This is a genomic window from Thiothrix sp. UBA5583, from assembly GCA_002425225.1.
Taxonomy (GTDB): domain Bacteria; phylum Pseudomonadota; class Gammaproteobacteria; order Thiotrichales; family Thiotrichaceae; genus Thiothrix; species Thiothrix moscowensis.
In genome coordinates, this window is record DILV01000023.1 from 157,023 (window position 1) to 183,962 (window position 26,940).

The 26,940-nt window shown below is 55.3% G+C and carries 23 protein-coding genes; 14 read left to right on the forward strand and 9 right to left on the reverse strand.

Translation table 11 applies throughout. The annotated features are described in order from the left end of the window. The 6 genes from B2U47_RS08270 to B2U47_RS08295 all read left to right on the forward strand — a co-directional run. On the forward strand, positions 1–532 hold a 532-nt coding region (locus B2U47_RS08270; protein ID WP_296688313.1), incomplete at its 5' end, for an endonuclease domain-containing protein. Next, a complete protein-coding gene (locus B2U47_RS08275) occupies positions 525–2,087 on the forward strand; it encodes an NADH-quinone oxidoreductase subunit L (RefSeq protein WP_296675094.1) in 1,563 nt (520 codons plus the stop codon). The genes B2U47_RS08270 and B2U47_RS08275, both read left to right, overlap by 8 nt. A gap of 13 nt (positions 2,088–2,100) precedes the next feature. Beyond that, on the forward strand, positions 2,101–5,325 hold the full coding sequence (locus B2U47_RS08280) for a putative inorganic carbon transporter subunit DabA (RefSeq protein WP_296675097.1): 3,225 nt from the start codon (positions 2,101–2,103) through the stop codon (positions 5,323–5,325). Further along, positions 5,318–6,871, forward strand: a complete 1,554-nt coding sequence (locus B2U47_RS08285; RefSeq protein WP_296675099.1) for a proton-conducting transporter membrane subunit — start codon at positions 5,318–5,320, stop codon at positions 6,869–6,871. Before B2U47_RS08280 ends, B2U47_RS08285 begins: the two co-directional genes overlap by 8 nt. Positions 6,872–6,880: 9 nt before the next feature. Next, on the forward strand, positions 6,881–8,416 hold the full coding sequence (locus tag B2U47_RS08290; protein ID WP_296675103.1) for a complex I subunit 4 family protein: 1,536 nt from the start codon (positions 6,881–6,883) through the stop codon (positions 8,414–8,416). Beyond that, positions 8,416–9,903: a complex I subunit 4 family protein gene (locus B2U47_RS08295; RefSeq protein WP_296675106.1), complete on the forward strand. Its 1,488-nt coding sequence runs from the start codon at positions 8,416–8,418 to the stop codon at positions 9,901–9,903. Before B2U47_RS08290 ends, B2U47_RS08295 begins: the two co-directional genes overlap by 1 nt. 7 nt (positions 9,904–9,910) lie before the next feature. On the opposite strand, the gene B2U47_RS08300 is transcribed toward B2U47_RS08295, so the two are convergent. The 9 genes from B2U47_RS08300 to def all read right to left on the reverse strand — a co-directional run bounded on the left by B2U47_RS08300 (position 9,911) and on the right by def (position 20,450). Continuing rightward, positions 9,911–10,498, reverse strand: a complete 588-nt coding sequence (locus tag B2U47_RS08300; protein WP_296675108.1) for a GspH/FimT family pseudopilin — start codon at positions 10,496–10,498, stop codon at positions 9,911–9,913. Positions 10,499–10,656: 158 nt separating this feature from the next. Then, a complete protein-coding gene (locus B2U47_RS08305; protein ID WP_296675111.1) occupies positions 10,657–12,108 on the reverse strand; it encodes a TrkH family potassium uptake protein in 1,452 nt (483 codons plus the stop codon). Between the two features lie 8 nt (positions 12,109–12,116). Next, positions 12,117–13,490 carry a Trk system potassium transporter TrkA gene (gene trkA / locus B2U47_RS08310; RefSeq protein WP_296675112.1) on the reverse strand — a complete coding sequence of 458 codons (1,374 nt, stop codon included), beginning with the start codon at positions 13,488–13,490 and terminating at the stop codon, positions 12,117–12,119. A gap of 9 nt (positions 13,491–13,499) precedes the next feature. Next, on the reverse strand, positions 13,500–14,882 hold the full coding sequence (locus B2U47_RS08315) for a sigma-54-dependent transcriptional regulator (protein WP_296675115.1): 1,383 nt from the start codon (positions 14,880–14,882) through the stop codon (positions 13,500–13,502). A 46-nt stretch (positions 14,883–14,928) separates the two neighbouring features. Then, a complete protein-coding gene (locus B2U47_RS08320) occupies positions 14,929–17,097 on the reverse strand; it encodes a sensor histidine kinase (protein WP_296675118.1) in 2,169 nt (722 codons plus the stop codon). Further along, complete coding sequence (locus B2U47_RS08325; protein ID WP_296675120.1) at positions 17,082–17,672, reverse strand: DUF4390 domain-containing protein; 591 nt, start codon at positions 17,670–17,672, stop codon at positions 17,082–17,084. The genes B2U47_RS08320 and B2U47_RS08325 overlap by 16 nt, the downstream gene beginning before the upstream one ends. Beyond that, entirely contained in the window at positions 17,669–18,979 is a 1,311-nt protein-coding gene (gene rsmB, locus B2U47_RS08330) for a 16S rRNA (cytosine(967)-C(5))-methyltransferase RsmB (RefSeq protein WP_296675121.1), read from the reverse strand. The genes B2U47_RS08325 and rsmB overlap by 4 nt, the downstream gene beginning before the upstream one ends. After that, the gene (gene fmt / locus B2U47_RS08335; RefSeq protein WP_296675124.1) at positions 18,976–19,911 is read right to left on the reverse strand and encodes a methionyl-tRNA formyltransferase; all 936 of its coding nucleotides are present in this window, start codon (positions 19,909–19,911) and stop codon (positions 18,976–18,978) included. Before fmt ends, rsmB begins: the two co-directional genes overlap by 4 nt. After that, entirely contained in the window at positions 19,908–20,450 is a 543-nt protein-coding gene (gene def, locus B2U47_RS08340) for a peptide deformylase (protein WP_296675127.1), read from the reverse strand. The genes fmt and def overlap by 4 nt, the downstream gene beginning before the upstream one ends. Positions 20,451–20,547: 97 nt before the next feature. On the opposite strand from def, the gene B2U47_RS08345 reads away from it, so the two are divergent. The 8 genes from B2U47_RS08345 (at position 20,548) to pyrR (ending at position 26,901) form a co-directional block, all read left to right on the forward strand. Continuing rightward, the gene (locus B2U47_RS08345) at positions 20,548–21,684 is read left to right on the forward strand and encodes a LysM peptidoglycan-binding domain-containing protein (RefSeq protein ID WP_296675129.1); all 1,137 of its coding nucleotides are present in this window, start codon (positions 20,548–20,550) and stop codon (positions 21,682–21,684) included. A gap of 59 nt (positions 21,685–21,743) precedes the next feature. After that, positions 21,744–22,904 (forward strand): DNA-processing protein DprA, encoded by a 1,161-nt coding sequence (gene dprA / locus B2U47_RS08350; protein WP_296675132.1) that lies wholly within the window; start codon positions 21,744–21,746, stop codon positions 22,902–22,904. After that, positions 22,905–23,378: a DUF494 family protein gene (locus B2U47_RS08355; protein WP_296675134.1), complete on the forward strand. Its 474-nt coding sequence runs from the start codon at positions 22,905–22,907 to the stop codon at positions 23,376–23,378. 72 nt (positions 23,379–23,450) lie between these two features. Further along, positions 23,451–24,311, forward strand: a complete 861-nt coding sequence (speE, locus tag B2U47_RS08360; protein ID WP_296675136.1) for a polyamine aminopropyltransferase — start codon at positions 23,451–23,453, stop codon at positions 24,309–24,311. Between the two features lie 214 nt (positions 24,312–24,525). Next, entirely contained in the window at positions 24,526–25,380 is an 855-nt protein-coding gene (locus B2U47_RS08365) for an energy transducer TonB (RefSeq protein ID WP_296675139.1), read from the forward strand. A 23-nt stretch (positions 25,381–25,403) separates the two neighbouring features. Beyond that, entirely contained in the window at positions 25,404–25,970 is a 567-nt protein-coding gene (locus B2U47_RS08370) for a YqgE/AlgH family protein (protein ID WP_296675141.1), read from the forward strand. After that, positions 25,967–26,398 (forward strand): Holliday junction resolvase RuvX, encoded by a 432-nt coding sequence (ruvX, locus tag B2U47_RS08375; RefSeq protein WP_296675144.1) that lies wholly within the window; start codon positions 25,967–25,969, stop codon positions 26,396–26,398. The genes B2U47_RS08370 and ruvX overlap by 4 nt, the downstream gene beginning before the upstream one ends. Continuing rightward, the gene (gene pyrR / locus B2U47_RS08380; RefSeq protein ID WP_296675147.1) at positions 26,395–26,901 is read left to right on the forward strand and encodes a bifunctional pyr operon transcriptional regulator/uracil phosphoribosyltransferase PyrR; all 507 of its coding nucleotides are present in this window, start codon (positions 26,395–26,397) and stop codon (positions 26,899–26,901) included. Before ruvX ends, pyrR begins: the two co-directional genes overlap by 4 nt. The last annotated feature ends 39 nt before the right edge of the window (positions 26,902–26,940 follow it).

Genomic DNA, 26,940 nt, shown 5'->3' on the forward strand with positions numbered 1-26,940 from the left:
GAGGGGGCTAGGGGGTGAGGGGAAGCCGCAAGAGCGGCTAACCATCAGCGTAGACCTCCACCAAAGGATGATTGAGTGCGCCCGCGATTTCCGTAAAATCCCCACCCCAAGCGAAGCCCTTTTGTGGCAAGTTCTACGCAACCGCCAAATAGCCGGTTACAAATTCCGCCGCCAACAACCCATTGGAGCTTTTGTCGTGGACTTCTTCTGTGCCGAACACAATCTAATCGTCGAAGTCGACGGCGCAATCCACGCAACCCAAGAAGCCCACGACCAAGAACGCCAGCACCTGCTCGAATGCTGCGGCTACCAATTCCTGCGCTTCCCCGCCTCCCAAGTAGAACAAAACCTAAACACCATCATCACCACCATCCAAACCCACATCTTATCCCCCTCTCCCCTTGAGGGAGAGGGGCTAGGGGTGAGGGGTAAAGCGCAGCTTGAGGGAGAGGGGCTAGGGGTGAGGGGTAAAGCGCAGCTTGAGGGAGAGGGGCTAGGGGTGAGGGGTACACCGGAGGTGCAACATGCCTGACTGGTTATTACTCCTAATCCCCGGTTTCCCCTTCTTTGCCGCTGTTTGGATTGTCATCGGCTTCATCTTCGGCTGGAATCGGGGCGAAAAAGGTGAACGTGAAACGGCTTTCGTTGCGGTCACTGCCAATACCCTGAGCCTGCTGATCATGCTGGGAATGGCGATTTACGATTTTACCCACGGCGCACCGGGGTATGTTGCGTTGTTTCCTTGGCTGCAAAGCGGTACGTATCAGGTTTTCTTCAGCCTGATGCTGGACACCCTGAGCTTAAGTTTCGGGGTGGTAGTGGCAACCATCAACCTGCTGGTGGTGCGCTTTGCAGTCAATTACCTGCACCGTGAAGCCGGTTTCCAGCGGTTTTTCATTGTGATGTCGCTGTTTTCCTGCGCTATGTTGCTGATTGTGTTATCGGGCAGTGCCTTGCTGGGCTTTATCGGTTGGGAAATGGCAGGAATCAGCTCCTACATGCTGATTGCTTACGCATGGCAGCGCGAAACCGCGACCGAAGGCGCAACCCGTGCGTTTGTCACCAACCGTTTCGGCGATACCGGCTATTTGTTCGGGATGTTCATGGCTTTTACGTTGTTCGGCAGTACCGAGTGGAATGTGTTGCTGCAAGATCATGCTAACGAAAGCATTTCCGGCATGGTGTTGGGCATTATGACGCTGGGTTTCATGTTGGCGGCGCTGGTGAAATCGTCGCAGTTTCCGTTCAGTGCGTGGATCACCCGCGCGCTGGAGGGACCCACACCGTCCAGTGCCGTGTTTTACGGCGCGGTAATGGTTCATGCGGGCATTTACCTGTTGTTGCGCCTTGAACCCTTGATCGAACAAGTGCCGCTGCTGGGTAATATCTTGCTGCTGATTGGCAGCCTGACCGTACTGTATGGCTGGCTGGGGGCGCAGGTGCAAACCGACATTAAAAGCTCGCTGATCTTTTCCACCCAACAGCAAACCGGTTTGATGCTGATTGCTATCGGCTTGGGCTGGTATACGGTTGCCGCGATTCACATGGGGCTGCACGCGATGTGGCGGGCGTATCAGTTCCTGCATTCGCCGTCTTTTCTGCAACAAACCGGCTGGCAAGCGGCAAAACCTGTCCCAGCGTGGTTACGTAAACAGCATTGGCTGTATACCGCCGCCCTCCAGCGTTTCTGGTTGGTGCCACTGGAAAACTGGTTGCTGGTGCGCCCGACCGAAGCACTGGCACGCGAAGCGCAAGCCTTCGATTCCCGCGTGGTCGACCGCATGACCGGCACGCCCTCACACAGCAATATGCTAACCACCTTGGCGGAACTGCAAGCCTTCCAGCAAGGCAAGTTGCGTCTGGAAAGCAGCATTGGCAAAGGCTCAGGCGTGCTCGGCAAGCTCATGCAGTGGGTCGCCGAACAAATGGAGTGGCTGGAAGACCGGCTACTGTTGAAAAAAGGTGGCGGCGCACTGGGCGAACGCTTGCGTCAATTGGGAGAAAACCTCGATCTGGTGGAAGAATTGCTCTCCCAACCGCGCTATCTGATGGTATTGATAGCGGCAACCCTTGCCGTTATTTTGTAGGAAAACACCGATAATGACTCACCACAGTCAAGCACAGACCGACCCGTTGACGCAGTTGCGTGAGGCGATTGCGGCGCTGGATGCGGTATTGCCCATCCAAGCACCGTTGCAGGATTTTGTGCATTTTAATCCCCTTATGCATTACGAACACCTGCCGTTCGAGCAAGCATTGCGAGCAGCCCATGCCGATAGCGGCTCATTAGGCTATTTGCCTGCCAGTGAATACCGGCGTTTTTTCCGTGCCGGGCGTATTACCCGTCATGACCTCTTTACTGTCTTGGCGGCTGAGCCGGAACAATGGGCGGAACGCGAACTGTATGTCACGGCCCTGAGCAACGATATTAAAGCAATCAGTTTCCAACAAATGCGTTGGCAGGTGGAAGAAAACCACGCGCTGGAACGTTTTCAAAGCGATGTAGCCTTTGAACAGCGCGACAAACTGCTGGCAAACAGCGGGCAAACAGAAGCCGAGGCAATTCAGGCATTGTGGGAAACGTGTTTGCAAAAGCTGGAGCTGGATTACGCCTTGCCGCACCCCGAAACCATGCTCAACTTGCCAGTCAGCGACCTGAACAACGTCTGGGATCACCTCAAGCAGCAAGAGCAATACGGGCAAACCGTTGCCGATGCGGAAACCTTTATTCACGCCGAAAGCCGTCACTTGCTACACCAGTTACTGGATGATGTCGGTACACGGATTACCCTGCGGGGTTTGTTGCGCCAACTCGCTGACCTTGATGTACTGGAACACATGCTGCCCTTGCTGGATCGCCATTTTGCCAGTTGGCTGGATCAGGGCATCGCGGCACTGCCCCCCCAAGCCAACGGTTTTTACGATTACTGGCGCGAAGCCACCTTGCATGACATCACCCTGTCGCTGCACGGGCTGGACAACTGGGCAGACCATATCGAATCCTTGCACCCTGACCCCTTGAAAACCATCCATCAGGAATTGATGCGCTTAGGGATAGACAAAGCGCATTGGGCTGGCTACCTACGAGCATTGGCACTGGAACTGCCCGGTTGGTCGGGAATGTTCAACTGGCGTGCCAAACACCCGCATTACTACGGGTTAAACGCCCCCGTGAGTCTGGAAGATTACCTTGCTGTGCGCTTGGTGATGGAGCACCTGTACTGCCGCCATTTCACCAGTGAACACTGGCAGATCAATGCCAGCCTGCCCAATATTCGTGGTTACTTCCATCAGCATCAGGATGAGTTTTTCGTCCGTTATCACACCTACAACAGCAATTTGCCGGAATACCTGCAACACATTGCCCAGCAATTCCTCAATACCGAAGAAGACGTGCAGCCACACGAATGGCATCAACTGGCACACCAGATTCTTACTTGGAAACTTGCCCCGGAAACCATCCTGCCGATGGGAACGGACATTTACCGCAAGGCATGGCGGCTGTTCCACTTGGCGCAACACATGGCTCTGGATGCCAACGCGGTGGCACAATTGGAACGGGCGCGAATTGAACAAATGCTGGCAATCCTCGAAGCACTCGATGACCCGCATACCAGTGGCTATCTGTGGTTACGCGCTTACGAACACCACTACCAAGAAGAAGTGTTCAGCGCACTGTTAAACAAGGAAACTGCACCGGGATTGTCTGTCCCGCCCGCTGCGCAACTGATTTTCTGCATGGATGACCGCGAAGAAAGCCTGCGCCGTCATCTGGAAGAAATCGCCCCGGATGTGGAAACGTTCGGTGCTGCGGGCGTTTTCGGCTTGCCAAACAACTGGCGTGCTCTCGACGCACCACGTCCACTGAAACTGGCACAACCCGTGGTAACAGCCGTTCACGAACTCCGCGAAACCCCGACCACCGCCGCACGCCAACGTTTGCCTGCCCATTTGCGACGTTTGCGGGTGCTGAATTGGTTAAAGTACTGGAAAAATCACCGGGTGCGCCACAGTGTTGTGGGCACTGCCATTAGCCTGCCGCTGCTTGCCCCGTTTGCCGTTTTGGACATGCTAGGGCGCAGTATCATGCCTGCCACCTACCAACGCTTACTGAGCAAAGTACAGCAGCGCAGCAGCGTACCGTTGCAAACACGGGTGGCGTATACCGCGACACAAGTGCCGGAATGCCCCAGCGCTGCTCACAATCAGATCGGCTTCAGTGCGGATGAGAAAGTGGCAAAAGTGGCGAACTTCCTCAAACTGACCGGATTTACCAGTGGCTTTGCCCCTCTAGTGGTGTTAATGGCGCACCGTTCTCAGCACCTGAATAACCCGCACATCCTCGGTTACGGTTGTGGCGCGTGTAGCGGGCGTTTCGGCGGACCGAATGCACGCGCATTTGCAGGCATGGCAAATGAACCGGACGTGCGGGTGCAACTGGTGGCGCAACACGCTATCCATATCCCGGCAAGCTGCTGGTTTATCGCCAGCGAACACGATACCAGCAGCGATGACATCGACTGGTTTGATACCGACCTGATTCCGGCAAGCCATCACGCCGTGTTCCAGCGGGTACGTGCTGTGACGGAGCAAGCGGCGCAGCACTCGGCACTGGAACGTTGCCGTAAGTTTGCCTCTGCCAGCCAGCGGCTTAGCCCACAGCAAGCCAAGCAGCATGTGGCAGGACGTGCCGCTTCCCCCGATCAGGTGCGGGCAGAACTGGGGCATCAAGGCTGTGCGGTTGCGTTTATCGGGCGGCGCGAACTCAGCAAAGGGATTTTCTGGGATCGGCGTTCCTTCCTGATTTCCTATGACCCGCACAATGACCCCGATGGCAAATTGCTAGAAGCGCAGTTGCAAGGCAATGGCGTCGTCGGGGTCGGTATCCAGATGGATTATTACTTTTCGCGGATGCAAAACGGTTACTTCGGCTCAGGCAGCAAAGCCACCCACAACCTGACCGGCTTGTTTGGGGTGATGGAAGGGGGAGCCAGCGATTTGCGTACCGGGCTTGCCCAGCAGATGGTGGAGTTGCACGAACCCATGCGCCTGTTAGCCATTGTGGAAGCCGAAGTGGATACCTTGGTGGCAATTTACCAACGTCATGACTATTTGCGTTTATTGCTGGATAACGGTTGGGTGTTGCTAGCAGCGAAACCGCCGGAACGGCAGGAAATTCACCTGTTCCAGCCCGGCAAGGGGTTTGTGCACTGGCAAGGCGCGGTGCAGCCATTGCCCAAGGTAGCCGCATCGCGTGACTGGTACGCGGATCATGATCGGTATTTGCCACCAGCGGCGATTCAGCGGGAGGTGGCTCATGCCTGATGCGTTGTTATTACTGATTCCCGGTTTGCCGTTGCTGGCATTCAGCGTGATCGGCTTATTGACCTTGTTTCGTTGGAACAAAGGGGATGCCGGTGAACGTTTAAGCGCACGCCTTGCCTTGGGGACGGGGCTTGCCAGTTTGTTGCTGGTGTTGTGGGCGGATGTTACCCATTTTGCCAGCCCAACGTCACATGTGCCGCTCTTGCCTTGGCTACATAGCGGGGTGTACACCACCAGTATCAGCATGACGGTGGACGGTTTAAGCCTGACATTTGCCACGCTAATTGCCGTCATCACGCTGTTGGTGACGAGGTTTTCGGTCAATTATTTGCATCGGGAAGCGGGTTTCCAACGCTTTTTCATGGTGTTGATGCTGTTTGTAGCGGCAATGCAACTGATTGCTTTGTCCGGCAGTGCGATTTTGGCGTTTGTCGGCTGGGAATTGGCAGGGGTGAGTTCCTTCCTGTTGATTGCTTACAACTGGCAGAGCCGGATTGCCACGGCAAATGCGGTCAGGGCTTTCGTGACTAACCGCATCGGCGATGCCGGATTTTTGCTAGGGATGTTCATGGCGTTTAGCCTGTTCCACAGTACTGAATGGGATGTGATGCTGGTACCGCAACCGCTGGAATCCGGTTTGCTCATCGGGGTGATGACACTGGGGTTCATGGCAGCGGCACTGGTGAAATCGGCACAGTTTCCGTTTTCGGGGTGGATTACGCGAGCATTGGAAGGCCCTACGCCATCGAGTACGGTGTTTTACGGTTCGATTATGGTTCATGCGGGCATTTTCCTGTTGCTGCGCATTCACCCCTTATTGGAACAAGCTCCCCTATTGCAATACCTGTTGTTGCTGTTGGGTGGTTTGACAGTGTTGTTTGGTTGGCTGGGTGGTTTGGCGCAAACGGACATTAAAACCTCGCTGATGTTTTCGACCTTGGCGCAAACCGGCTTGATGTTGGTCAGCATTGGGCTGGGTTGGTATACCTTGGCACTGGTGCATCTGGTGTTACATGCCTTGTGGCGGGCTTACCAGTTTTTGCATTCCCCCTCCTTTGCCTTGCATACCCAGTGGCAGGCTGCCCCGTCAGCACCAGTATGGTTACGCAAACAACGCTGGCTGCATAATGCTGCCTTGCAACGTTTCTGGTTAGACCCGCTGGCGGATTGGTTGTTGGTGAAACCAACGCTGGCGTTATCACAGGAAACCCAAGTGTTTGACGGGCAGATTCTCGACAAGCTCAGCGGTACACCGGGACATTGCTGCGGCATTTCGACGCTGGCGGATATGCAAGCCATGCAGCAAGGGCAACAACGTCTGGAAAGTGGTATTGGTACAGGTTCAGGGCTGCTGGGCAAGCTGATGCAGTGGGTGGCAGAACAACTGGAATGGTTTGAGCAGCGCCTGTTACTGCAACGCGGTGCTGGTCAAGCGCAAGCCTTGCTGGCAGCCTTAAGCCGTTATCAGGACAGGATTGAACGTTTGCTCAGCCAGCCGCGCTATTTGGTGCTGTTGGTGGTGGTGACGCTGGTCGTGATTTTTTAGGAGTGGGACATGACATTTACTGAAATCCCTAGCCAAACCCCGTTATTGGGGATGCTGCAATTGCTACCGCTCATCACTGGGCTAATCCTAATCAAGGTACGCGGGGAAGCGGCGGTTGCGTTGGGGAGTATTGCCGCGCTGGCGCAACTGTTGATGGCGGTGATGCTGTATATCCGCTTTGATACCCAGCAGCCTGCCGGGGTCATGCAGTTTGCCGAGAGCTTTCCCATCGTTGGGGCATTCCACTACCACGCCGCCGTCGATGGGATTGGTGTGCTGTTTGTATTGCTAACCAGCTTGATCAGCTTACTCAGCATTGTATTTATTCTGGTGCGCCGCCTGCATGAAAGCTCGATTCTGGCAGTGATGATGGTGATTCAGGCGATTATTACCAGCCAGTTTGTGACCGTGGATTTGCTGTGGTTCACATTTATGTCGCTGCTGGAAGTGCTGTTGATTGCTTATATGACCAAACGCTGGCCGACATTCCACGATATTCAGCCAACACTGGCGCGTTACCTGCAATTCATGGCAGTAGGGATTGCCTTGCTGGTGTTTGGCACCTTGGTATTGGGCTGGAATTATGCCGATGCCAATGACGGACGCTGGAGTTTCAGCCTGTATGAATTGGCGCAACTGGGCTTTGCACCGGGTAGCGTGGTGGCGACGCTGGTATTTTTCGCGCTGTTTTACGGGTTGGGGGTGCGGATTCCGTTATTCCCGCTGCATGGCTGGCTACCGAGCTTCATGCACCACGGCAATGTAGCAGTCGCCCCGATTTATTTGCTGGGTTTGAAAGTAGGCATTTACGGTTTGCTGCGCTTTGTATTGCCAATCGTGCCCAATGCGGTGTGGGAATGGCATACGATTGCGGTGATTTTTGCCAGCACCGGGGTGTTCTATGCCGCGTTTCTGGCGATGCGTGAGCGTAATTTGCGGCGTTTACTGGCGTTTGCCGTGGTCAGTCATACCGGGATTTTAACCATTGGCTTGTTTAGCCTGCACCACATGGCGTTTCAGGGGGCAATCCTACTGGCGTTGAATTTTGGTCTGGCAATTTCAGGGCTAATCCTAATGACTGGGATGGTGTGGCAACGCACCCGCACGACCAATCTTGATAAGCTGGGTGGCATGTTCGATTACATTCCGGTGGTAGGCTTGGCGTTTTTGGTGGCAGGTTTGGCAGTGGTGGGGATGCCGGGAACACCGGGCTTTGATGCTGTGCATTTTGTGCTGGAAGGTTCGATCAAGCGTTTCGGGGCATTGGTGACAGTAGCCGCCGCCTTGGGTAACTTGGTGGCGGCTGGGTTTTTATTGCGTTCGTTTCAGCGGGCGTTTTTGGCACAACCGGGGGGGAATACCAACCGTTGGGATACCAGCCCCACCCATCCGGCGGAAACCCTCATGGCAAGCATTGTGATTACGGTGACGGTGGTCGCCGGTTTCTATTCCGCACCCTGGCTGGAGTTGATTGAGCAGCCAGTCAATGGTTTAAGCAGTTTATTTGCGGCAATGAGCGGCGATGCGCCCGCAGGAGGTCACTGATGGCACTATTAACCAGTGTGGAATTTCCCTTGCTGAGCTTGCTGTTATTGCTGTTGCCGTTGGGGGCAGCCTTGACCGCCGTGTTTCCGGGGCGTGAAGCACGCTGGGCGGCCCTGACAACTGCTGTGCTGGCATTGCTGGTAACGCTGGTGATTGTCGGGCAGTTCGATACCCAACAGGTCGGTTTCCAATTGGTGGAAAAGACCCCTTGGATGGCGGATGTGGGTATCCATTACCTGCTGGGGGTGGATGGCTTGTCGATCCTGTTCCTGCCGTTTACCGCATTGTTGTTCATCGCGGTGATATTGGCGTCGTGGAATGCGATCCGCACCTTGCCGCGTTTGTATTTCGCGCTATTGCTGGTATTGGAATGTACCATCATGGGCATTTTCACCGCACTGGATACCATCCTATTTTTCCTGTTCTGGGAATTGACGCTGTTACCGCTGTTCTTCCTGATCAGCTTGTGGGGCAATGGTGCCAACCGGCGTTATGCAGGGGTGAAATACAGCCTGTTCATGTTGGCGGGTGGCTTGCCGCTGCTGATCGGCTTTGTGGTGCTGGCAATGCATAACCCCAACGGCATGAGCTTTTCCTATATCGACTTGCTGCAAGGTAGCCGCGATCACGGGGTGCAGGTGACAGTGTTTTTCCTGTTGCTGCTGGGGTTTGGGGTGAAAATTCCGCTGTTCCCGCTGCATACTTGGCTGCCATTGGTAGCACAGGAAGGCCCGGCAACCACCGTGGCATTACTGACCGGATTGAAGGTGGGTGCGTATGGTTTGCTGCGCTTTGCCTTGCCACTCGCACCGGATGCGGCACGCGAATACCAATGGGTGTTGGTGGGCTTGGGGATGATTGGCGTGCTGTATGGCGCAGTCGCGGCATTGAGCCAAACCAGTTTGCGGCGGATGCTGGCGTTTTCCTCACTCAGTCACGTGGGGTTGGTGGTGCTGGGGATTGCGGCATTCAGTGTGCAGGGGGTGCAAGGGGCAGTGTTTCAGTTGCTGAATTTCACGGTGGTCGCGGGTGGTTTGTTTCTGATTACCGGCTTTTTGCATCAGCGCACCGGTTCAACCGAAGTCTTGAGTCTGGGCGGGGTGGCGAAATCCATGCCCTTGCTGGCATCGCTGTTCTTCTTCCTCGGTCTGGCGGGGATCGGAATGCCTGCCACCAGCGGCTTTCCGGCTGAATTCCTGCTGATTGTCAGCGTATTGGAAACCCATACCGGCGCGGGGCTGGTGGTGCTGTTCGTGGTGATTCTGGGGGCGGCGTATTTCCTCAATTTCTTCCGCAAGGCATTTTTAGGGGAAACCCGCCACGATATTATCCGTGATGCGCCGGATTTGAAACCGCGTGAACTGGCAGTATTGCTGGTGCTGGTTGTGGTGGTGCTGGTGTTCGGGTTCTATCCGCAAGCGATTTTGGATGTGACGGAAACCAGCAGCCAATATTGGGTGAGTTTGATGTTGCCAACAGGCAACTAGCCAGGGTCTAACACCCGGCGTTCCCCACCTTGCAGGAAGCGACCCTGCCAGTAATCGGCTTTACGTCCACTTTGTAAACAACATCGCTGCCACGGCGCACTTCCAGCGTACCATTGAAGGAGGCATTGCCATTCGGCAGGTAGCGGATTGCCCTCCCCAACGTGGCATTCGCTGTAGCCGGGCGTACCGTCAGGTTATCCACCTTGGAAGGTGCGTCTTCGCTCAGGACAAGCTCAGGAGCTTCCGCAGTACCGTTGCCGTCAAAGTCACAGACATTGCCAGCATCAATGACCGTATCTGCATCACAATCGACGAAAATCACCCAGCCATCTTCAAACCCCGTACCTGTAGCAGCCGTGGTGGCAGTTGCACAACTGCCATCTGCTTCACGGGCGCACATTGTCACCGGAAAGGCGCGTTTGACCGCTTCCGAGCGGGCGTAATGAACTGCGGAAACCATCTGGTTATTGATGGCATTGAGCCGGTTGTTTTCCATCATGCTGCTGAGGGAAGGGGCTGCTACGGTAGCAAGTATGGCAACGATGGCGATCGTCACCATCAACTCGACGAGAGTCATACCTTGTTGTGTTTTCATGATGCTTTCCGTTACAGATAGTTATTTTTTGATTCAGGAAAGAGAAGGCGTCCATGCCAAGCACGTACTTCCTTATTGGCAATCAGTATACGTGGCTACTGGCAGCAGGAGGACGGCTGATAGATAAACGGCCTTTTCAGGCAGACCAACAAACAGGCTCAACGCCGCCAAAACGCTGGAGTCAACAGCACCAGTACCGTCATCAGTTCCAGTCGCCCCATGATCATGCACAACGCCAACCACCATTTGGCGAAATCGCTCAAATCGGCAAAGTTGGAAGACACATCCCCCAGCCCCAGCCCCATATTGTTGATGGTAGCCGCAACCGCTGAAAAAGCCGTCACCTGATTCTGCCCATCTGCCATCAGACCCAGCATGAAAATCATGAACAAAGCTGCGTAGATGAAAAAGAAGCCCCACACCGCTTTCACAATCTGCTCATCAATCACCTGCCCGTTGACCTTGATTGGCATGTGCGCACGCGGGTGCACCAGCAGGTTGATTTCGCGGACAGCCTGCTTGATCAGCAACAAAAACCGGATAGCCTTCATCCCCCCGCCCGTCGAGCCGGAACACCCCCCACTTGTAACCAGTAGCGTAATGAAAATGGGCAGAAATGACGGCCACACGGAATGGTCGCCCAGAAACAGGCCGGTGCTGGTCATGACCGAGACCACATGCACGGCAGAATAACGCAAGGCATCAGATACATCGGGGTAGGTTCCATAAGCATACAAGCTAACCGCCACCAGCAGGATGGCTCCTAATGTCAGGGCTGTATAAAAACGAAACTCGGAATCCTCCAGATAGGGTTTCAAGCTGACACCACGCCAGGCAATGAAATGCAGGCCAAAGTTCGCACCTGCCAGAAACATGAAGATCACCGCAATGTAATGGATCGCAGGGCTGTCAAAAAAAGCCAGGCTGGAATCATGATTGGAAAACCCACCAGTCCCCAGCACTGAGAAACTGTGACCCACAGCATCAAACCAGTCCATGCCTGCCAGCCGGAACGCAACCGCACACAGGATGGTCAGAATCAGGTAGGTGTACCACAGCAGCTTGGCTGTTTCCGCAATGCGCGGCTCCAGTTTGGCATCCTTGACCGGGCCCGGGGTCTCTGCCTTGTAAATCTGCATCCCCCCGACCCCCAGCATGGGCAGGATTGCCACAGCCAGCACGATGATCCCCATTCCTCCCAGCCAGTGCAGCTCGACTCGCCAGAACAGGATGGAACGTGGGAAACCATCCAACCCTATATAAACGGTTGCCCCTGTCGTTGTCAGCCCGGAAGTCGCTTCAAACACACCATTAGTGAAACTGGACGCAACCGCATCGGAAAAGACGAAGGGTAGCGCCCCCGCCATGCTCAGAACCACCCAGAACAGCGTCACCAGCAGAAAACCGTCACGGGTACGCAATACGGCATGTACCCGCCGCACCGGCAGCCACAAGACACCACCAATCACTAGCAGAATAGCGCCTGATTTCCAGAAAGGCATCAGATCCGGGTCGCCCATCAGCCAGCCCACCATGATGGGCGGCAGCATGGTCAGGCTGAACAGCATCAGCAATAACCCGAGAATTCGCTGGATGACCCTGAATTGCATCGCTGGTGTCAGAAAAAGTGGATGCCGACCTGAAACAGTTTTTCAACTGCCGGTACATAGCGCTTGTCGGTAACGAAGATAATGATGTGATCATCCGCATTGATGATGATGTCATCCATTGCCATCAGAACATCCTCCCCTCGCACCAGCGCACAGATGGTAGTACCCGGTGGCAAGCCCAGCTCATCCAAACGCCTGCCAACCACCCGCGAAGTTTTGTAATCACCATGTACAATCACTTCCAAGGCTTCTGCCGAGCCACGCCTCAAAGCGTGCACCGCCACCATGTCCCCCCTGCGTACATGAGTCAGCAACGCACCGATAGTGACCTGCTGGGGGGATATGGCAATATCAATACTGCTTTCCACCAGATCCACATAACTCGGGCGATTGATCAGGCACATTACCCGCTTGGCTCCCAGCCGCTTTGCCAGCATGGATGACAAGATGTTGGCCTCATCGTCATTGGTAGTGGCGATAAAAACGTCGGTGTTTTCGATATTTTCCTCACTCAACAGGGTTTCGTCGGCGGCATCACCCTCCAGCACAATGGTTTTGTCGAGCCGCTCCGCCAGTTTGGCGGCACGCTCACCATTCATCTCGATGACCTTGACCTGATAACGGGAATCTTCCAGCAAGCGGGCAAGGCGATTGCCGATATTCCCGCCTCCCGCGAGAATGATGCGTTTGTATGGTTTGTCCAGCTTGCGCAACTCGCTGATGATGGCGCGGATGTGCTTGGGGCTGGCAATGAAAAAGATTTCGTCGTCCGCTTCCACCACCGTTTCCAGTTTGGGGATGATAGGCTTGCCCCTGCGAAAAATCGCGGCAACCCGTGCCTTGATACCTGGTATGTGATCCTTGAGCGCTAGCAGCGGATAACCGACCAACGGGCTGCCCTGCAAGGCTTTCACTCCGACCATCTGTACCCTGCCATTGGCAAAATTGAGTACCTGCGATGCACCGGGGTGGGAAATCAGGCGAAAAATGTATTCTGTCACCAGTTGTTCCGGGCTGATCAGCACGTCGATAGGCACAGCGTCAGCGTTGAACAGCTCCTTGCGGTCGAGGTAATGGGAAGAGCGGATACGGGCAATCTTGGTAGGCGTGCGATACAAGGTATGTGCCACCTGACAAGCCACCATGTTGATTTCGTCGCTGTTGGTGACAGCGATCAGCATGTCGGCGTCTTCAATCCCGGCACGCTCCAGCACACGCGGGTAAGATGCCTGCCCTACCTCAACCCGCACATCCAGCTTTTCACGCAAATCCCGCAGGGCAACGGCATTGGTATCCACGATGGTGATGTCGTTGGATTCGTTGGCTAATGATTCAGCCACCGAATGCCCAACCTGCCCAGCGCCCAGAATCAGGATTTTCATGTACTTGCTTTACCGTCCGTATTTTTTGGGGTCGACATCCAGCGAGCGCATTTTGCGGTACAGATGGGTGCGCTCCATCTTGACCTGATCCGCCAATTTGCTGACATTGCCATCCACCTTCTTGAGCTGGTAAATCAGGTAGTCGTGCTCAAACTGTTCACGCGCCTGGCGCAATGGCAGGTCAAACAGGCTTTCCGGGGTTTGTCCGATTTCCTGGGAAAAGACCGGAATGCGGATACCCACCGCTTCTTCGGCCTCCTCCAGTGACACTTCCGTATCCGTACCCAGGATCAGCAAACGCTGCACCAGATTGCGCAGTTCACGGATATTGCCGGGCCAGGAATGGTTGCGCAGGAAGTTTTGCGCAGGCAACGCAATATGCCGGTAGGGCAGGCCATCTTGCGCGGTCAGCACATCGACGTAATGGTTAAGCAATTCCGGCACATCTTCCGCATGATCCCGCAGCGGCGGAATCAGCAACGGTACAACATTCAGCAGGTAATACAGTTCCTCGTTGAAGTGCCCGCCTGCCACATCATCCTGTAAATCATGGGTGGAAGACACAATCAGGGTTATGTCCAGATCCACCCATTCACTGCCGCCAATGCGCATGTAACGGTTTTCCTTGAGGGTGCTCAACAGACGGGTCTGGGTATCATTGTCTAGCTCAAAAATTTCGGCCAGATACAGTACGCCACCGTTGGCTTCATCCAGCAAGCCATACTGGATTTTGCCGTTGTCTTCCGTACCAAACAGCAGTTTGCCCAGAGTGGCAGAAGCTGCCATGCTGGCAGACAGCGCCATGCGTACCAGTGGACGATCCTTACGCGAACTGCGGGCATGGATGAAACGGGCAAAAGATTCCTTGCCTACTCCCGGCTCGCCATACAGCAACACGCGGGTATTGTGCTGGGCAATGCGCCGTGCCTGTTCACGCAAGCGTTGCATGGTCTGACTGTTACCGACCGGCTCCGGCGAGCCTGTCATCTGTTTGCGCAAACCCCTGTTTTCCTGCTCAAGCTGGCTGGATCGCAGCGCATTGCTGATAGTCAGCAACATTTTCGCCATCGACAAGGGCTTTTCGATGAAATCGTATGCGCCAAGTTTGGTGGCTTCGACTGCCGTCTCGATCGTGCCATGCCCGGACATCATAATCACCGGGCAACACAGGGTTTCGTTTTCACGCCATTCCTTGAGCAGGGAAATACCATCCTGCCCCGGCATCCAGATGTCGAGCAGGATCAGATCCGGCTTGCGACTGCGGTGCAATTCCCGCGCCCGTGCCGCATTTTCGGCAGTAACCACCCGGTAGCCCTCATCTTCGAGAATTTCGCTGACCAGTTGGCGAATATCCGGCTCGTCGTCCACGACCATGATGTATTGTGCTGTCATTATTCCCTGCTCCTTTGTGTTGTGCTGTCCTGAGCCTATTTGTCCGTCAATCCAGCGGGAAGCGTATGCTAATCATAGCCCCGCCCTCTTCATGATTGCGTGCCCCCAGATGACCGGCATGTTCTTCCACGATTTTCTTCACAATCGCCAGACCCAACCCCGTGCCCTTGTGCTTGGTGGTAACGTAAGGCTCGAACAGGCGGGGCAACAATTCCACCGGAATGCCAGGGCCGTTGTCGTGAATGCATAGCGATGCTTGCCCGATGCTGTCCAACCGCTGGGTACTAAGGATAATCGTGCCAGCTTCCACGCGGTTGTCTTCCAGGGCTTCCAGTGCATTCTTGATCAGGTTGACCAACAACTGGCGGATGCGGTTGTTATCCAGCCGCAAGTTGGGCAGTTGCTCATCCAGCGCCAGTTTGATGGCGACCTTGGATTCACTCATACGATACAACTCTGCCACTTCCTGCACCAGCGCATTCAGATCTACCCGTTGCAAGTGTAGTGCAGGCGCACGTGCATATTCGCTGAAAGCATTCACCATCGTCTTGAGGTTATCAACCTGCTGAATAATGGTGTTGGTCATACGTGTCAGGAAACTGGCTGACTCCTCATCCAACAGCTTGCCCAGCTTGCGGTGCAGGCGTTCGGCAGAAAGTTGGATCGGGGTCAGCGGATTCTTGATTTCGTGAGCCAGCCGCCGTGCAACCTCACTCCAGGCCGCATCGTGCTCCGCCTGGATCAGGTCGGTTACGTCGTCAAATACCAGTACGGAACCCTGTTGCCCGGAAGTCACCGCAGGCAACGGTGCGCCCCGGCATACCAGCAGCAATCGCCCGCTTTCGGTGGTCAGGGCAATTTCTTCCTGCCATTCTCCCTGTTTGCCCAGTTCCAGCAGGTGAGGTTGCACCACCTCCAGAAACGGGTGCATGTCAGGCAAGCTGTCGCACAATTCCGGCAGGGTTTGCCCAACATGCACCTGCAAAGGCTGGTGCAGGATGGTGCTGGCAGCAGTGTTGATACGGCGGATAATACCGTTTTCATCCAAGGTCATGACCCCGGAGGAGAGGTGTTCCAGTACCACATGCAGGTAATCGTGTTCCTGTTGCAACAAACGGCGTGCCTGTTCGCGTTCCTGTTGCGCATCCGACAGGCGTTTGGTCATGGTATTGAAGGAACGCGCCAGCAGGCTGAAATCATCGCGGTCGGAAACCGGCAGCTTCTTTTCCAGATCACCTGCTGCCACCGCCAGTGTACCCTCCACCAAGGTGCGAACCGGGCGAGTCAGGCGACGTGAGAAAATGAAAGCTGCCCACAGGGCAAACAGGACAGTCATCACCATGATGACCAGAATGATCAGACGGAACGCATCCTTGACCACATCCCGCTGAAAACTGAAGGATTTGTACTCATCCCGCGCCCGACTTACACTGTCGGACAGGCTTTTTTCGCGTTCTGAAATAGGAAAACGGGCAGTCAGGACGCCTTCTTCCCGGTTATACCCACCACCGTAATACACACGTATGGCAAGCAGGGAAGACAAGGATTCGTTATTGGGTTCCAGTGTCTGGTAGTGCTCGCGCACCTTGAGTGTCTGAAAAACCTTCTGATTAGGCATTCGCGGAATCAGGGTTGACGTTTTTGCGGTAGCCAATGCCACCATGCCTTGATTGCTGTCGAGCAGGAACACTTCATCGGCTCCCAGAAGCAGAAACTGTTCCAGCAAGGGGGGGATGTCCTGCGGATCAAGATTGCGCATGGCAAATGCCAGCCGATCCAGCTCCACCAGATGCTGGCGATTGCGAGTTTTCAAGGCCATTTCGCTGAGTTCCAGCGAATCTCCCAATGCATTGTCAATCGGTACGGAAAACCAGCGGTCAATACGCTCCCCGATCAGGTTGACCGCAAACAGCGACACAATCAACGCAGGCAGCAACCCCAGTACCAGAAAACCGCTCATCAGGCGCAAGGTAAAACGCGAGCCTGCCTGACGGGTACGCCACTGGTAAAAAATTTTGACCAGATTGAACAGGATGATGCTGCTCAACAGCAGCAGGATGAAAGCACTCAGGTACAGATGCCAACTACCATAGTTCTTGGCCTTTTCCTGGCTGAGGGTCGCCATGTTGAGCAGGGACAAGGACACCACCAGCAGAGTCACGATCAACACCAGCGGGAGCCATTGCCAGATGTGTTTTCTCAGGGAACTGACCACAGCATTTCCTCGCTTTCCAGTGAATAGCGGTCGCTGAATAATGATTGTATTTTAAGCGGCAAGTACAGGGTTTTCGGTGTCAAACGCGCAGTCACCGCAATGAATGCATCGTTGTTAACCGCATTGTCGGGCAAGGCAGGCAGGGGGTAATCAGCCAATGCGCCCATTTTCAGCAGCGCCCCCGCCAGATTCGGAAAACTCCAGCTTTCGCGGCTAGCCGAATTCACCAGTTGGTACTGTTTGCTGAGCGGATGGTATTTCAACTCGGTTTTGACTGTATGCCACTGCTTACGGCTATTCAACCACCAGGTGTTGTGCCATTCCAACTCAAAACGGATTTCATTTTCCAGCGCCATACCATTGAGCAAGCCATCCCGCAAATATTGATTCAACTGGTAGTCCAGTTTCAGGCTGGCTTGCAGGACAGAAGCATCTTCACTACGGTGGATGGCAAACTCGCGAAAGCGGATACTGCCATCTTCTGCCAGCACTGTTTGGGGCAAGCACAGCAACAGCAGCAAGCTGAGCATCAGCCGGTAATACCAGTAGTATCCGTGCAAGCCTGTCGCTGTCATGGTTGAGGTTCACCCTGTTTGGTCAGTAAAGCGTAATAAAAACCATCCATGCCAGCGTCACCCGGCAGAATTTGCCGCCCATAGGCCAATTCACGCCCCCATGTTGCGCTGATGGGGTGGTGTTGCGCATCCGCCTGTTCGTGCAGGAACTGTTCGATTTGCCGGATATTTTCATCAGGTAGAATGGAACAGGTTACATATAGCAGTTTTCCACCGGGTTGCAGGGTTTTCCATAAAGCCCTTAACAAACGTGCCTGCTCCTGCTGCAAGACGGCAATATCCGCATCGCGCCGCAAAACCTTGATGTCAGGATGGCGACGAATCACCCCAGTTGCCGAACAAGGTGCATCCAGCAGGATACGGTCAAATGGTTTGCCATCCCACCAGTCGGCAAGTTCACCGGCATCGGCAGCCTTGACACTCGCGTGCAAACGCAGACGGACAAGGTTTTCGTGTACCCGTTGCAGACGTGCCTCACTGCTGTCAATGGCAAGCAGTTGCAAGCCGCTGGTTTGTTCCAGCACATGACAGGTCTTGCCACCGGGAGCAGCGCAAGCATCCAGCACCCGCATTTCCGGCTGGCAATCCAGCAGCCCGGCAGCCAGTTGCGCAGCGGCATCCTGTACCGAAGCCTCCCCTTCCGCAAAGCCCGGTAGTTGTTCGACACCGACGGCATGGTGCAGGTTCAGGGCGCTGTCCACTGCCGGTACGCGATTTGCCGGAAAACCGGCCTGTTCCAGCCGTTGCCGGTAGGCTTCCGTATCAAGCTGTTGCCGATTGACCCGCAAGGTCATGGCTGCCTGAGTGTTACTGGCTTGCAGGATGTTTTCCCAGTCGTCTGGCCAGGCATGACGGATACGTTGCAATAACCAGTCGGGGCAAGCGTAACGCGCACTCGCCTGCTGATCAGCCAGGGCTAGCAAGGCATCACGTTCGCGCAGAAAACGGCGCAACACACCATTGACCAGCTTATCTGCCCATGCCTTGCGCAGCTTTTTGACTGCCTTGACGGTTTCATTCACCGCAGCATGGTCAGGGGTACGCTGGTACAGCAACTGGTAAAGACCGACCCGTAGCAGGCATTCCACATCCTTGTCGGCGGCCTTGAGCGGTTTGCCCAGCAATTGTTTCAGGATGGCACTGAGACGCTCATGCCAGCGCAACGTACCGAAACAGATGTCTCGCAACAACGCCTGTTCAGTAGCCACGACGGTTTGTGCCAAGGGCTGTTGCAATACCTCGGTCAGGGAGTCGCCTGCGTAAATGACCTGTTGCAAAAGACGGGCAGCGGTGGCACGGGTACTCAAAGCTGCACTCCCAGCAGGGAACGCCCGTTGAGGAACTCGGCGGCTGACAGACGCTTGCCACCGGGCAGTTGCAGACTGAGGATACGCACCACACCATCGCCGGTAGCAATGTCGATACCCTGTTTGCTTTCCGCGATGACAGTGCCGGGTGGCAGCAGCTCCTGTTCCGCGCCCCCTGCAAGGCATGACGCAAACAAGCGCAACGGCTGCCCCTGATACAGGGTATACGCCACTGGATAAGCATCAAACGCGCGGATCATGCGGTCAATTTCCACTGCCGGTTTGAGCCAGTCGATGGCTGCTTCCGCCTTGTTGAGCTTGTGGGCGTAATTGGCAAGGGAATCATCCTGCGGTTGCGGCTGCAACTGGCCTGCCTCCAGCAAACCGAGGGTATGCAGCAGGGCAGTTGCCCCATCGGCTGCCAGCCGGTCATGGATGCTTTGCCCGCCATCCTGCGGGGTAATCGGGCACACCAGCTTGTACAGCATGTCCCCGGTATCCAGCCCTGCCGCCATTTGCATGATGGTCACACCCGTTGTGGCATCACCCATCTGGATTGCCCGCTGAATCGGCGCAGCCCCACGCCAGCGCGGCAACAGCGAACCGTGGATATTGAGGCAACCGTAACGGGGAATATCCAGCACCGCCTGTGGCAAAATCAGCCCGTAAGCTGCCACCACCATCACATCTGCTGCATATGCCCGCAGCTTATCCTGCTCCTCGGCAGATTTCAGGGAAACAGGCTGTTCGACGGGAATGCCAGCCGCCACCGCCACCTGTTTCACCGGGCCAAACTGCAACTTGCGCCCACGCCCGGCAGGACGGTCAGGCTGGCAATACACCGCCACCACTTCATGACCTGATGCCAACAGGGCTTGCAGGGCAGGAACGGCAAATTCCGGCGTACCGGCGTAAACAATGCGTAGGCTCATCCAATGACTGCCTGTGCCGGTTTTTTGGCAGGTGCTTTGGCGTTTTCCTTTTCCCACTTTTCCATTTTCTTGCGTACCCGCTGCTGCTTGAGGGAAGAAAGGTAGTCGACAAACAACTTACCATCCAGATGATCCATTTCGTGCTGGATGCAAATCGCCAGCAAGCCATCTGCGTCTTTTTCGTAAACCTGCCCATCGCGGTCAAGGGCGCGTACCCGGATGCGTTCGGCACGAGTCACCTTGTCGTAGTAATCGGGTACGGAAAGGCAACCCTCCTCGTGTTCCACCCTGCCTTCTTGCCAGACAATCTCGGGGTTGATCAGGCACAGGGGTTCGTTACCTTCCTCGGTAATGTCAATCGCGATGATGCGCTGGTGGATATTGACCTGAGTAGCCGCCAGACCGATGCCTCGGGCGGCGTACATGGTTTCAAACATATCGTCCACCATCTGGCGGATGGTGGCATCTATACTTGTCACCGGAGTGGCTTTCTTGCGTAAACGCGCGTCTGGATGATGTAAAATGTTCAGTTGTGCCATGCGAAATACCGAAAATCTAAAAGTTCTGACCGTTTTTCAGGCCATAGTTTATTATAACTTGTCATGTCCAACACATAATAACGACAAGGATACCATCATGCGGCGTTCTTCCCCTTTTTTCTGGCAATCTGTACTGATCAGCACGGCCTCTGCACTCGTTCTCAGCGCCTGTGGCGCAAGCACACCCGCCAAGAGCGGCGGCTCTGACCCTTACGACCGTTATTACGGCTCCCCGCAAGGGCAGGATGTAGCAGGCGATACCATCGGTTACGGCGACATCATCGTCAATCCGGCTGCCCCGCAAACCTATGTGGTGCAGAAAGGCGATACCTTGTGGGGTATTGCCCGCAAGTTTCTGAATACACCCTGGCACTGGCCTGAAGTCTGGGACAAGAACCAGCGTATTCCCAACCCACACCTGATTTATCCCGGTGATGTGCTGACGCTGGATTACGTACAAGGCTCCGGTGCGGGCAACAAGCTGGTTCCACGTATCCGGGTGGATCGTGGCGGGCGTGAAGGCCAGCCGATTTCCAGCCTGATTCCATTCATGGCTTGGCCTCGGGTACTGGATGAAGCCACCATCAATAACGCCCCTTACATCATGGCGTCGCGGGATGATCATGCGCTGATCGCCGAAGGCGAAACCATTTATGTGCGCAACCTGCGTAATGCGGTGGAAGGTTCACGCTGTGCCGTGTTCCACAAAAACAAGCCGTTGCTGGATACCAATGGCAGTCTGCTGGGTTATGAAGTGACCTATGCCGGATACAGCCGGGTGGAACGGCTAGGCGAGCCTGCTACCGCCACCGTGCTGGATGCCCAGCGGGAAATCCGCAAGGGCGACCGCCTGCTGCAACCGCTGGATGAAACCGAATACCTGAATACCCCGATCCATGCTCCCGCTTCCAGAGTTCGTGGTGATGTAGTCGCCATGTTTGATGCCGAAGCCGTCGCTGGCAATTACATGATTGCCACCATCAACAAGGGGCTGCGTGACAACATTCAGGTTGGGCATGTACTGGGCATCTATGCCGGTGGCAAAACCGTAGATGACCCCTACCTGCGTCAGCAAACCGGAAAAATGGGCATTTCGCACCCGGTTTCCACCCAGTTGCCACCGGAAAAAGTCGCCAATCTGGTCATTTACAAAGTGACCGACAAGGTAAGTTACGGTCTGATTCTGGATGCCACCCGCGAAGTAAAGAATGGGTATAAAATCGGAAATCCGTAGTAGAGTATTTTACCCCCCATCCTAACCCTCCCCCGCAAGGGGTGAGGGAAAAGAATTGTATGACTGAAACGATTGCTGATGAAGAATTGCGTGCCCGCCTGCATTTCTGGCGAGCCAAAGGCATAGGCCCCGGCAGTGTCCGCCGGGTGGTGGAACATTTCGGCAGTGCCGCCGCTGCCCTAACCGTTTCCGACCATGCCTTGCTGGAAGCCGGGCTGAAAAAGGAAGGCATCGACGCCTGGCGCAACCTGACACCGGATGCCGCAACACCGGACTGGCAATGGCTGCAAGCCTCCCCGCAACACCACATTCTGGTGCCGGAAGACCCGCACTATCCGGCACTGCTCAAGCGCATCCGCACCGCGCCCCCCGTGCTGTTCGTGCTGGGCGACCCGACCTTGCTCAACGACCCGCAAATTGCCATGGTCGGCAGCCGCAATCCCACCCAAGGTGGCAAGGAAAATGCGCGTGCTTTTGCCGCCCATTTCGCCACCAATGGCCTGACCGTCACCAGCGGCTTGGCAGTCGGGATTGATGCCTACAGCCACGAAGCTGCACTGGAAGGCGGTGGCAACACCATCGCCGTGGTTGCCAACGGCCTTGACATCATTTACCCCCTGCGCAACCGCAAACTGGCAGAACGCATCGCCGCGCAGGGTTGCATCGTCTCCGAATTCCCGATTGGCACGGTCGCCCACCCACAGCATTTTCCGCGCCGCAACCGCATCATCAGCGGCATGAGTTTTGGCGTGCTGGTGGTGGAAGCCGCCCTGCAAAGCGGCACACTGGTGACAGCCCGCCATGCGATGGAACAAGGGCGCGAAGTGTTTGCCATTCCCGGTTCCATCCATAACCCACTAGCACGTGGCTGCCATCACCTGATCCGCCAGGGAGCCAAGCTGGTGGAAACCGCTACCGACATCCTCGAAGAAATTGCCCCACAACTGAATGTATGGTTGCAACAGGACAAATCCCCCCAACAGGCAGCCCTGCCACTTGCCAGCAACCTGTCGGAAACGGATGAACCACTTGACCCCGAATACGCGCTGGTGCTTGCTGCGCTGGGCTATGAAGCACTACCGATTGACCAGATAATCCTGAATACAGGCTTGACCGCTGAAGCCGTTTCATCCATCCTGCTTATGCTGGAACTTCAGGGCTTGGTGGCAGCATGTGGTGGTGGGCATTACATGCGACTGGGGCCGGGAAACGGGAATTAGATGAAAGAAAACACGCTGGATGTCCTCTTCTACCTTTTTGACAACTACCCTGACATGGGCGACAACCTGCCGGAAGACCGTGCCTCCATGCATGGCTATTTGCAGGAAGCGGGGTTTTTAAATAGCGAAATTACCCGTGCATTTGACTGGCTGGAAAGCCTTGGTGACGAAGCAGCCCGCGTGGAAGTCACCTACCGCATGTCAGCCACCCGCGTATTTTCCCGTGAGGAACAGCGCTGGCTGGATGCCAATTGTCAGGGCTACCTGATATTTCTGGAACAGGCGGGTGTGGTCAGCCCCGAAGCCCGCGAACAAATCATCGACCGGGTAATGGAGCTGGAAGACGATGATTTCAGCCTTGACCGCCTCAAGTGGGTAGTGCTGATGGTACTGATTAACCGCCCTGAAGAAGAAAACAGCTTTTTCTGGGCAGAAGGGCTGGACATGTACGGCGGGGTTCCCGTCTTTCACTAAATCGACATTTATCCCTATCCGGGGCTTGTGGCATGATACCGCCTTTGAATCATCACCGAGCAAGGCACTGCCATGACATCCAACCCAAACTGGTTTACTGAATTGTCTGATTCCGGCACGATTTTCGGGCTGGAATTGACCGATGCTGCCAAAATTCACGAAGAGCAAACCCCGTTCCAGAAACTGGCAATCTACGACACCACCACCTTCGGCAAGCTGATGACGCTGGATGGCTGCACCATGGTCACAACCCGCGACAATTTTGTTTACCATGAAATGATGGCTCACCCCGTGCTGTTCAGCCACCCCGCCCCCAAACGGGTTTGCATCATTGGTGGTGGTGACTGCGGAACCCTGCGCGAAGTGCTGAAACACCCGGAAGTCGAGTCAGCCATCCAAATCGACATCGACGAGCGCGTGACCCGTGTCAGCGAAATGTTCTTCCCGGAACTGTGCGAATCCAACCACGACCCGCGTGCCACCCTCGCGTTTGAAGATGGCATCGCCTGGATCAGTAACGCCGCCCCCGGTTCCCTCGACATCCTGATCGTGGATAGCACTGACCCGGTAGGCCCTGGTGCTGTGTTGTACAGTGAGGAATTTTTCCGGGGTTGCTGGCGGGCACTGGGTGACAATGGCTTGCTGGTGCAACAGTCCGAATCACCACTGGTTCACGCCGAAAAGATCATCAAGCCCATGCATGACACCATGCGCAACGCTGGTTTCAGCGACATCCAGCTACACCAGTTCCAGCAGGTTTGCTACCCGACTGGCTGGTGGAGCTGCACGATTGCAGCGAAAAGCGGCAAGGTCGGTTTTGCGCGGGAAGAGGCTGCACAGAAACTGGCTTTCCCGACCCAATACTACAATGCCGCCATTCACCGTGGCAGTGCTGCCTTGCCCCAGTTCCTGCTGAACATACTGGCGGCTTGAGCAACCGCACACGACCCAACCCTGATTTGACCATTTTTCAACCCGGCATTGACCGGGTTTTCTTTTATTCGGACTATGCCGGTCAGACAGCCGGTGCTAAGATGCTGCTTTACAGGGGCGTACCTGACACAACATGCAGGGTAATATTAAAAAATGAATATCCTGCCCGTAGAATGAATTATCTGCGAAGCCTAGAACGATGCATGTTTTGCCTATGAATCTGACCAATGATCCGCTTGCCAAAACCTTGCCAGTGGCACTGGCCTTACATCTGTTGATGATTTTCGGCGTCAGTTTTGTGCCGGAAGGTGATCCGCGTGCCCGTCTTGCCCCGGTACTGGACATCACCCTAGTACAAACCCACACGGACAAAGCCCCAGACAAGGTGGATTTCATCGCCCAGGCCAATCAGGAAGCCAGTGGCAGCAGTGAGGAAACCAACCGCCCCACCAGCCCGCTTTCATCCTTGCAACCCAACACCACGGATGGTGAATCACCCGTGCAGTCGGAAGCCACTTCCCCGGATACCCCGCTGAAACTGCAACCGCAAATCTTGACCACCAAAGGCGAAACCTTCAAGCCGATAGACAAATCCCCCGAACAGACGCAAGAAGAGCAAACCGTGGTGGCGGATGAACGTACCGATGCCACCGAGGAAATTGCCCGCTTGCTGGCAGAAATGGATGAGGATGAAGCCCGCTATGCCCGCCGCCCACGCATCCACTTCATTGATGCAGTCAGTGCCAAAAGCGCCGTGGAAGCGGAATACATCGACTCATGGGTCAAAAAGATCGAGCGGATCGGCAACATCAATTTCCCGGATGAGGCGATCCGCCGCAACCTGAGCGGCAAGCTGATCCTGAACGCCACGCTCAACCATGCCGGTCATGTTGTGGATGCGCAAATCAGTGTATCATCGGGCTATGAGGTGCTGGACAAGGCTGCACTGCGCATCGTCAAACTGGCAGGGCCTTACCCCGTACTCCCGGAGGAAATCCGCCGCAAGTGGGATCAGCTCAATATCACTCGCACTTGGATCTTCCACAGCGGAACCCTGAATACCCAATAGTTTGACGCCAACCGGGAAAACCTGTGACTGGAAACATCCTCAATCTGCGCAACCATTTGCTGATTGCCATGCCCAGCATGGGCGACCCCAATTTTGACCATACCGTCAGCCTGATTTGCCAGCATGACGAATACGGTGCGTTTGGTGTCACCATCAACCGCCCACTGGAAATGACCGTGGGTGAGTTGCTGCACCAACTGGAAATCGAAATCCATGACCCCCACATTGCCGGACAGTCGGCTCTCAGTGGCGGGCCGGTGCAATCCGAACAGGGTTTTGTCCTGCATGATGGGATGCGTAACTGGGACAGCACCCTGCGGATTGATGAAAATCTGGCGCTTACCTCTTCCCGCGACATCCTCAACGACATCGCCAATGGTTCCGGCCCGCAACATTTTCTGCTGGTACTCGGCTGCGCTGGCTGGAGCCCAGGCCAACTGGAGCACGAAATCAAAGCAAATGCCTGGCTAACTTGCCCATCGGTTGCCAACATTCTGTTTGAAATGCCCTACAATCAACGCTGGAAAGGCGCTGCCCTCACCTTGGGAGTTGATGTCAACCTGCTGGGAGTTGCCGCAGGCCACGCATGAGCAATATGACCGTCTTGGGGTTTGACTACGGTAAAGCCCGCATTGGTGTTGCTGTTGCCAACACACTGGCAGGCGTTGCCACCCCCCAATCCACCGTCATGGCGCGGGATGGCGTGCCCGACTGGGATGCCATCACCCGTTGCTTGCAGGAATGGAAACCCGCTCGTCTGGTCGTGGGAATGCCACGCAAACTGGATGGAACCGACAGCGCCATGCAGGAACCGATCGAACGTTTCATCCGCCAGTTGCAAGGCCGTTACAACTTGCCGGTGGACATCGTGAGCGAACAATTGTCCTCGCGGGAAGCCGAGCAGCGCCTCAAACTGGCACGTCAGGCAGGACGCAAACGCAAAGTCCGCAAGGAAGAAATTGATCAGGTGGCTGCTGCCATCATTCTGGAAAGCTGGATGCAGGAACATTGCCCATGAACAACAAAAACTACAATATCAATGAGTTGCTTGACCGACTGGCGCAGCAAATTCGTGACTGGATGCAGGAACGCCACATTGACGATCCGCTGATTGTTGGCATCCATACTTCCGGGGTATGGATTGCGGATGAGCTGCAAAAACGCCTGCAACTAGCAGACGAACCGGGCGAACTCAACATGACTTTTTACCGCGACGATTTCAGCCGGGTTGGCCTGCATCCGCAAAGCAAGCCTTCCCTGCTGCCGGATGTGGATGACCGCCACATTTTGCTAGTAGATGATGTTCTCTACACCGGGCGCACCATCCGTGGCGCCATGAACGAATTGTTTGATTTCGGGCGCCCGGCTTCCATCACGGCAGCAGTGCTGGTAGCGCGTGGCGGGCGGGAGTTGCCGATTGAGGCACAACTGACAGCGTTGCGGGAAGAACCGGGATTTGAATACAGCTATGAAGTCAGCGGGCCTGAACCACTCAGCCTGACACTCATTGCCAAGCAATAATCAGTAAATTCACGAGCCGTTACCCAACTCTCAGTCGGC

What these genes read in the sequence shown, in the direction of transcription:
- B2U47_RS08275 (WP_296675094.1), top strand. Translation starts at nt 525, where the DNA reads ATGCCTGACTGGTTATTACTCCTAATCCCCGGTTTCCCCTTCTTTGCC.
- B2U47_RS08280 (WP_296675097.1), top strand. Translation starts at nt 2,101, where the DNA reads ATGACTCACCACAGTCAAGCACAGACCGACCCGTTGACGCAGTTGCGT.
- B2U47_RS08285 (WP_296675099.1), top strand. Translation starts at nt 5,318, where the DNA reads ATGCCTGATGCGTTGTTATTACTGATTCCCGGTTTGCCGTTGCTGGCA.
- B2U47_RS08290 (WP_296675103.1), top strand. Translation starts at nt 6,881, where the DNA reads ATGACATTTACTGAAATCCCTAGCCAAACCCCGTTATTGGGGATGCTG.
- B2U47_RS08295 (WP_296675106.1), top strand. Translation starts at nt 8,416, where the DNA reads ATGGCACTATTAACCAGTGTGGAATTTCCCTTGCTGAGCTTGCTGTTA.
- B2U47_RS08300 (WP_296675108.1), bottom strand. Translation starts at nt 10,498, where the DNA reads ATGAAAACACAACAAGGTATGACTCTCGTCGAGTTGATGGTGACGATC.
- B2U47_RS08305 (WP_296675111.1), bottom strand. Translation starts at nt 12,108, where the DNA reads ATGCAATTCAGGGTCATCCAGCGAATTCTCGGGTTATTGCTGATGCTG.
- trkA (WP_296675112.1), bottom strand. Translation starts at nt 13,490, where the DNA reads ATGAAAATCCTGATTCTGGGCGCTGGGCAGGTTGGGCATTCGGTGGCT.
- B2U47_RS08315 (WP_296675115.1), bottom strand. Translation starts at nt 14,882, where the DNA reads ATGACAGCACAATACATCATGGTCGTGGACGACGAGCCGGATATTCGC.
- B2U47_RS08325 (WP_296675120.1), bottom strand. Translation starts at nt 17,672, where the DNA reads ATGACAGCGACAGGCTTGCACGGATACTACTGGTATTACCGGCTGATG.
- fmt (WP_296675124.1), bottom strand. Translation starts at nt 19,911, where the DNA reads ATGAGCCTACGCATTGTTTACGCCGGTACGCCGGAATTTGCCGTTCCT.
- def (WP_296675127.1), bottom strand. Translation starts at nt 20,450, where the DNA reads ATGGCACAACTGAACATTTTACATCATCCAGACGCGCGTTTACGCAAG.
- B2U47_RS08345 (WP_296675129.1), top strand. Translation starts at nt 20,548, where the DNA reads ATGCGGCGTTCTTCCCCTTTTTTCTGGCAATCTGTACTGATCAGCACG.
- dprA (WP_296675132.1), top strand. Translation starts at nt 21,744, where the DNA reads ATGACTGAAACGATTGCTGATGAAGAATTGCGTGCCCGCCTGCATTTC.
- B2U47_RS08355 (WP_296675134.1), top strand. Translation starts at nt 22,905, where the DNA reads ATGAAAGAAAACACGCTGGATGTCCTCTTCTACCTTTTTGACAACTAC.
- speE (WP_296675136.1), top strand. Translation starts at nt 23,451, where the DNA reads ATGACATCCAACCCAAACTGGTTTACTGAATTGTCTGATTCCGGCACG.
- B2U47_RS08365 (WP_296675139.1), top strand. Translation starts at nt 24,526, where the DNA reads ATGAATCTGACCAATGATCCGCTTGCCAAAACCTTGCCAGTGGCACTG.
- ruvX (WP_296675144.1), top strand. Translation starts at nt 25,967, where the DNA reads ATGAGCAATATGACCGTCTTGGGGTTTGACTACGGTAAAGCCCGCATT.
- pyrR (WP_296675147.1), top strand. Translation starts at nt 26,395, where the DNA reads ATGAACAACAAAAACTACAATATCAATGAGTTGCTTGACCGACTGGCG.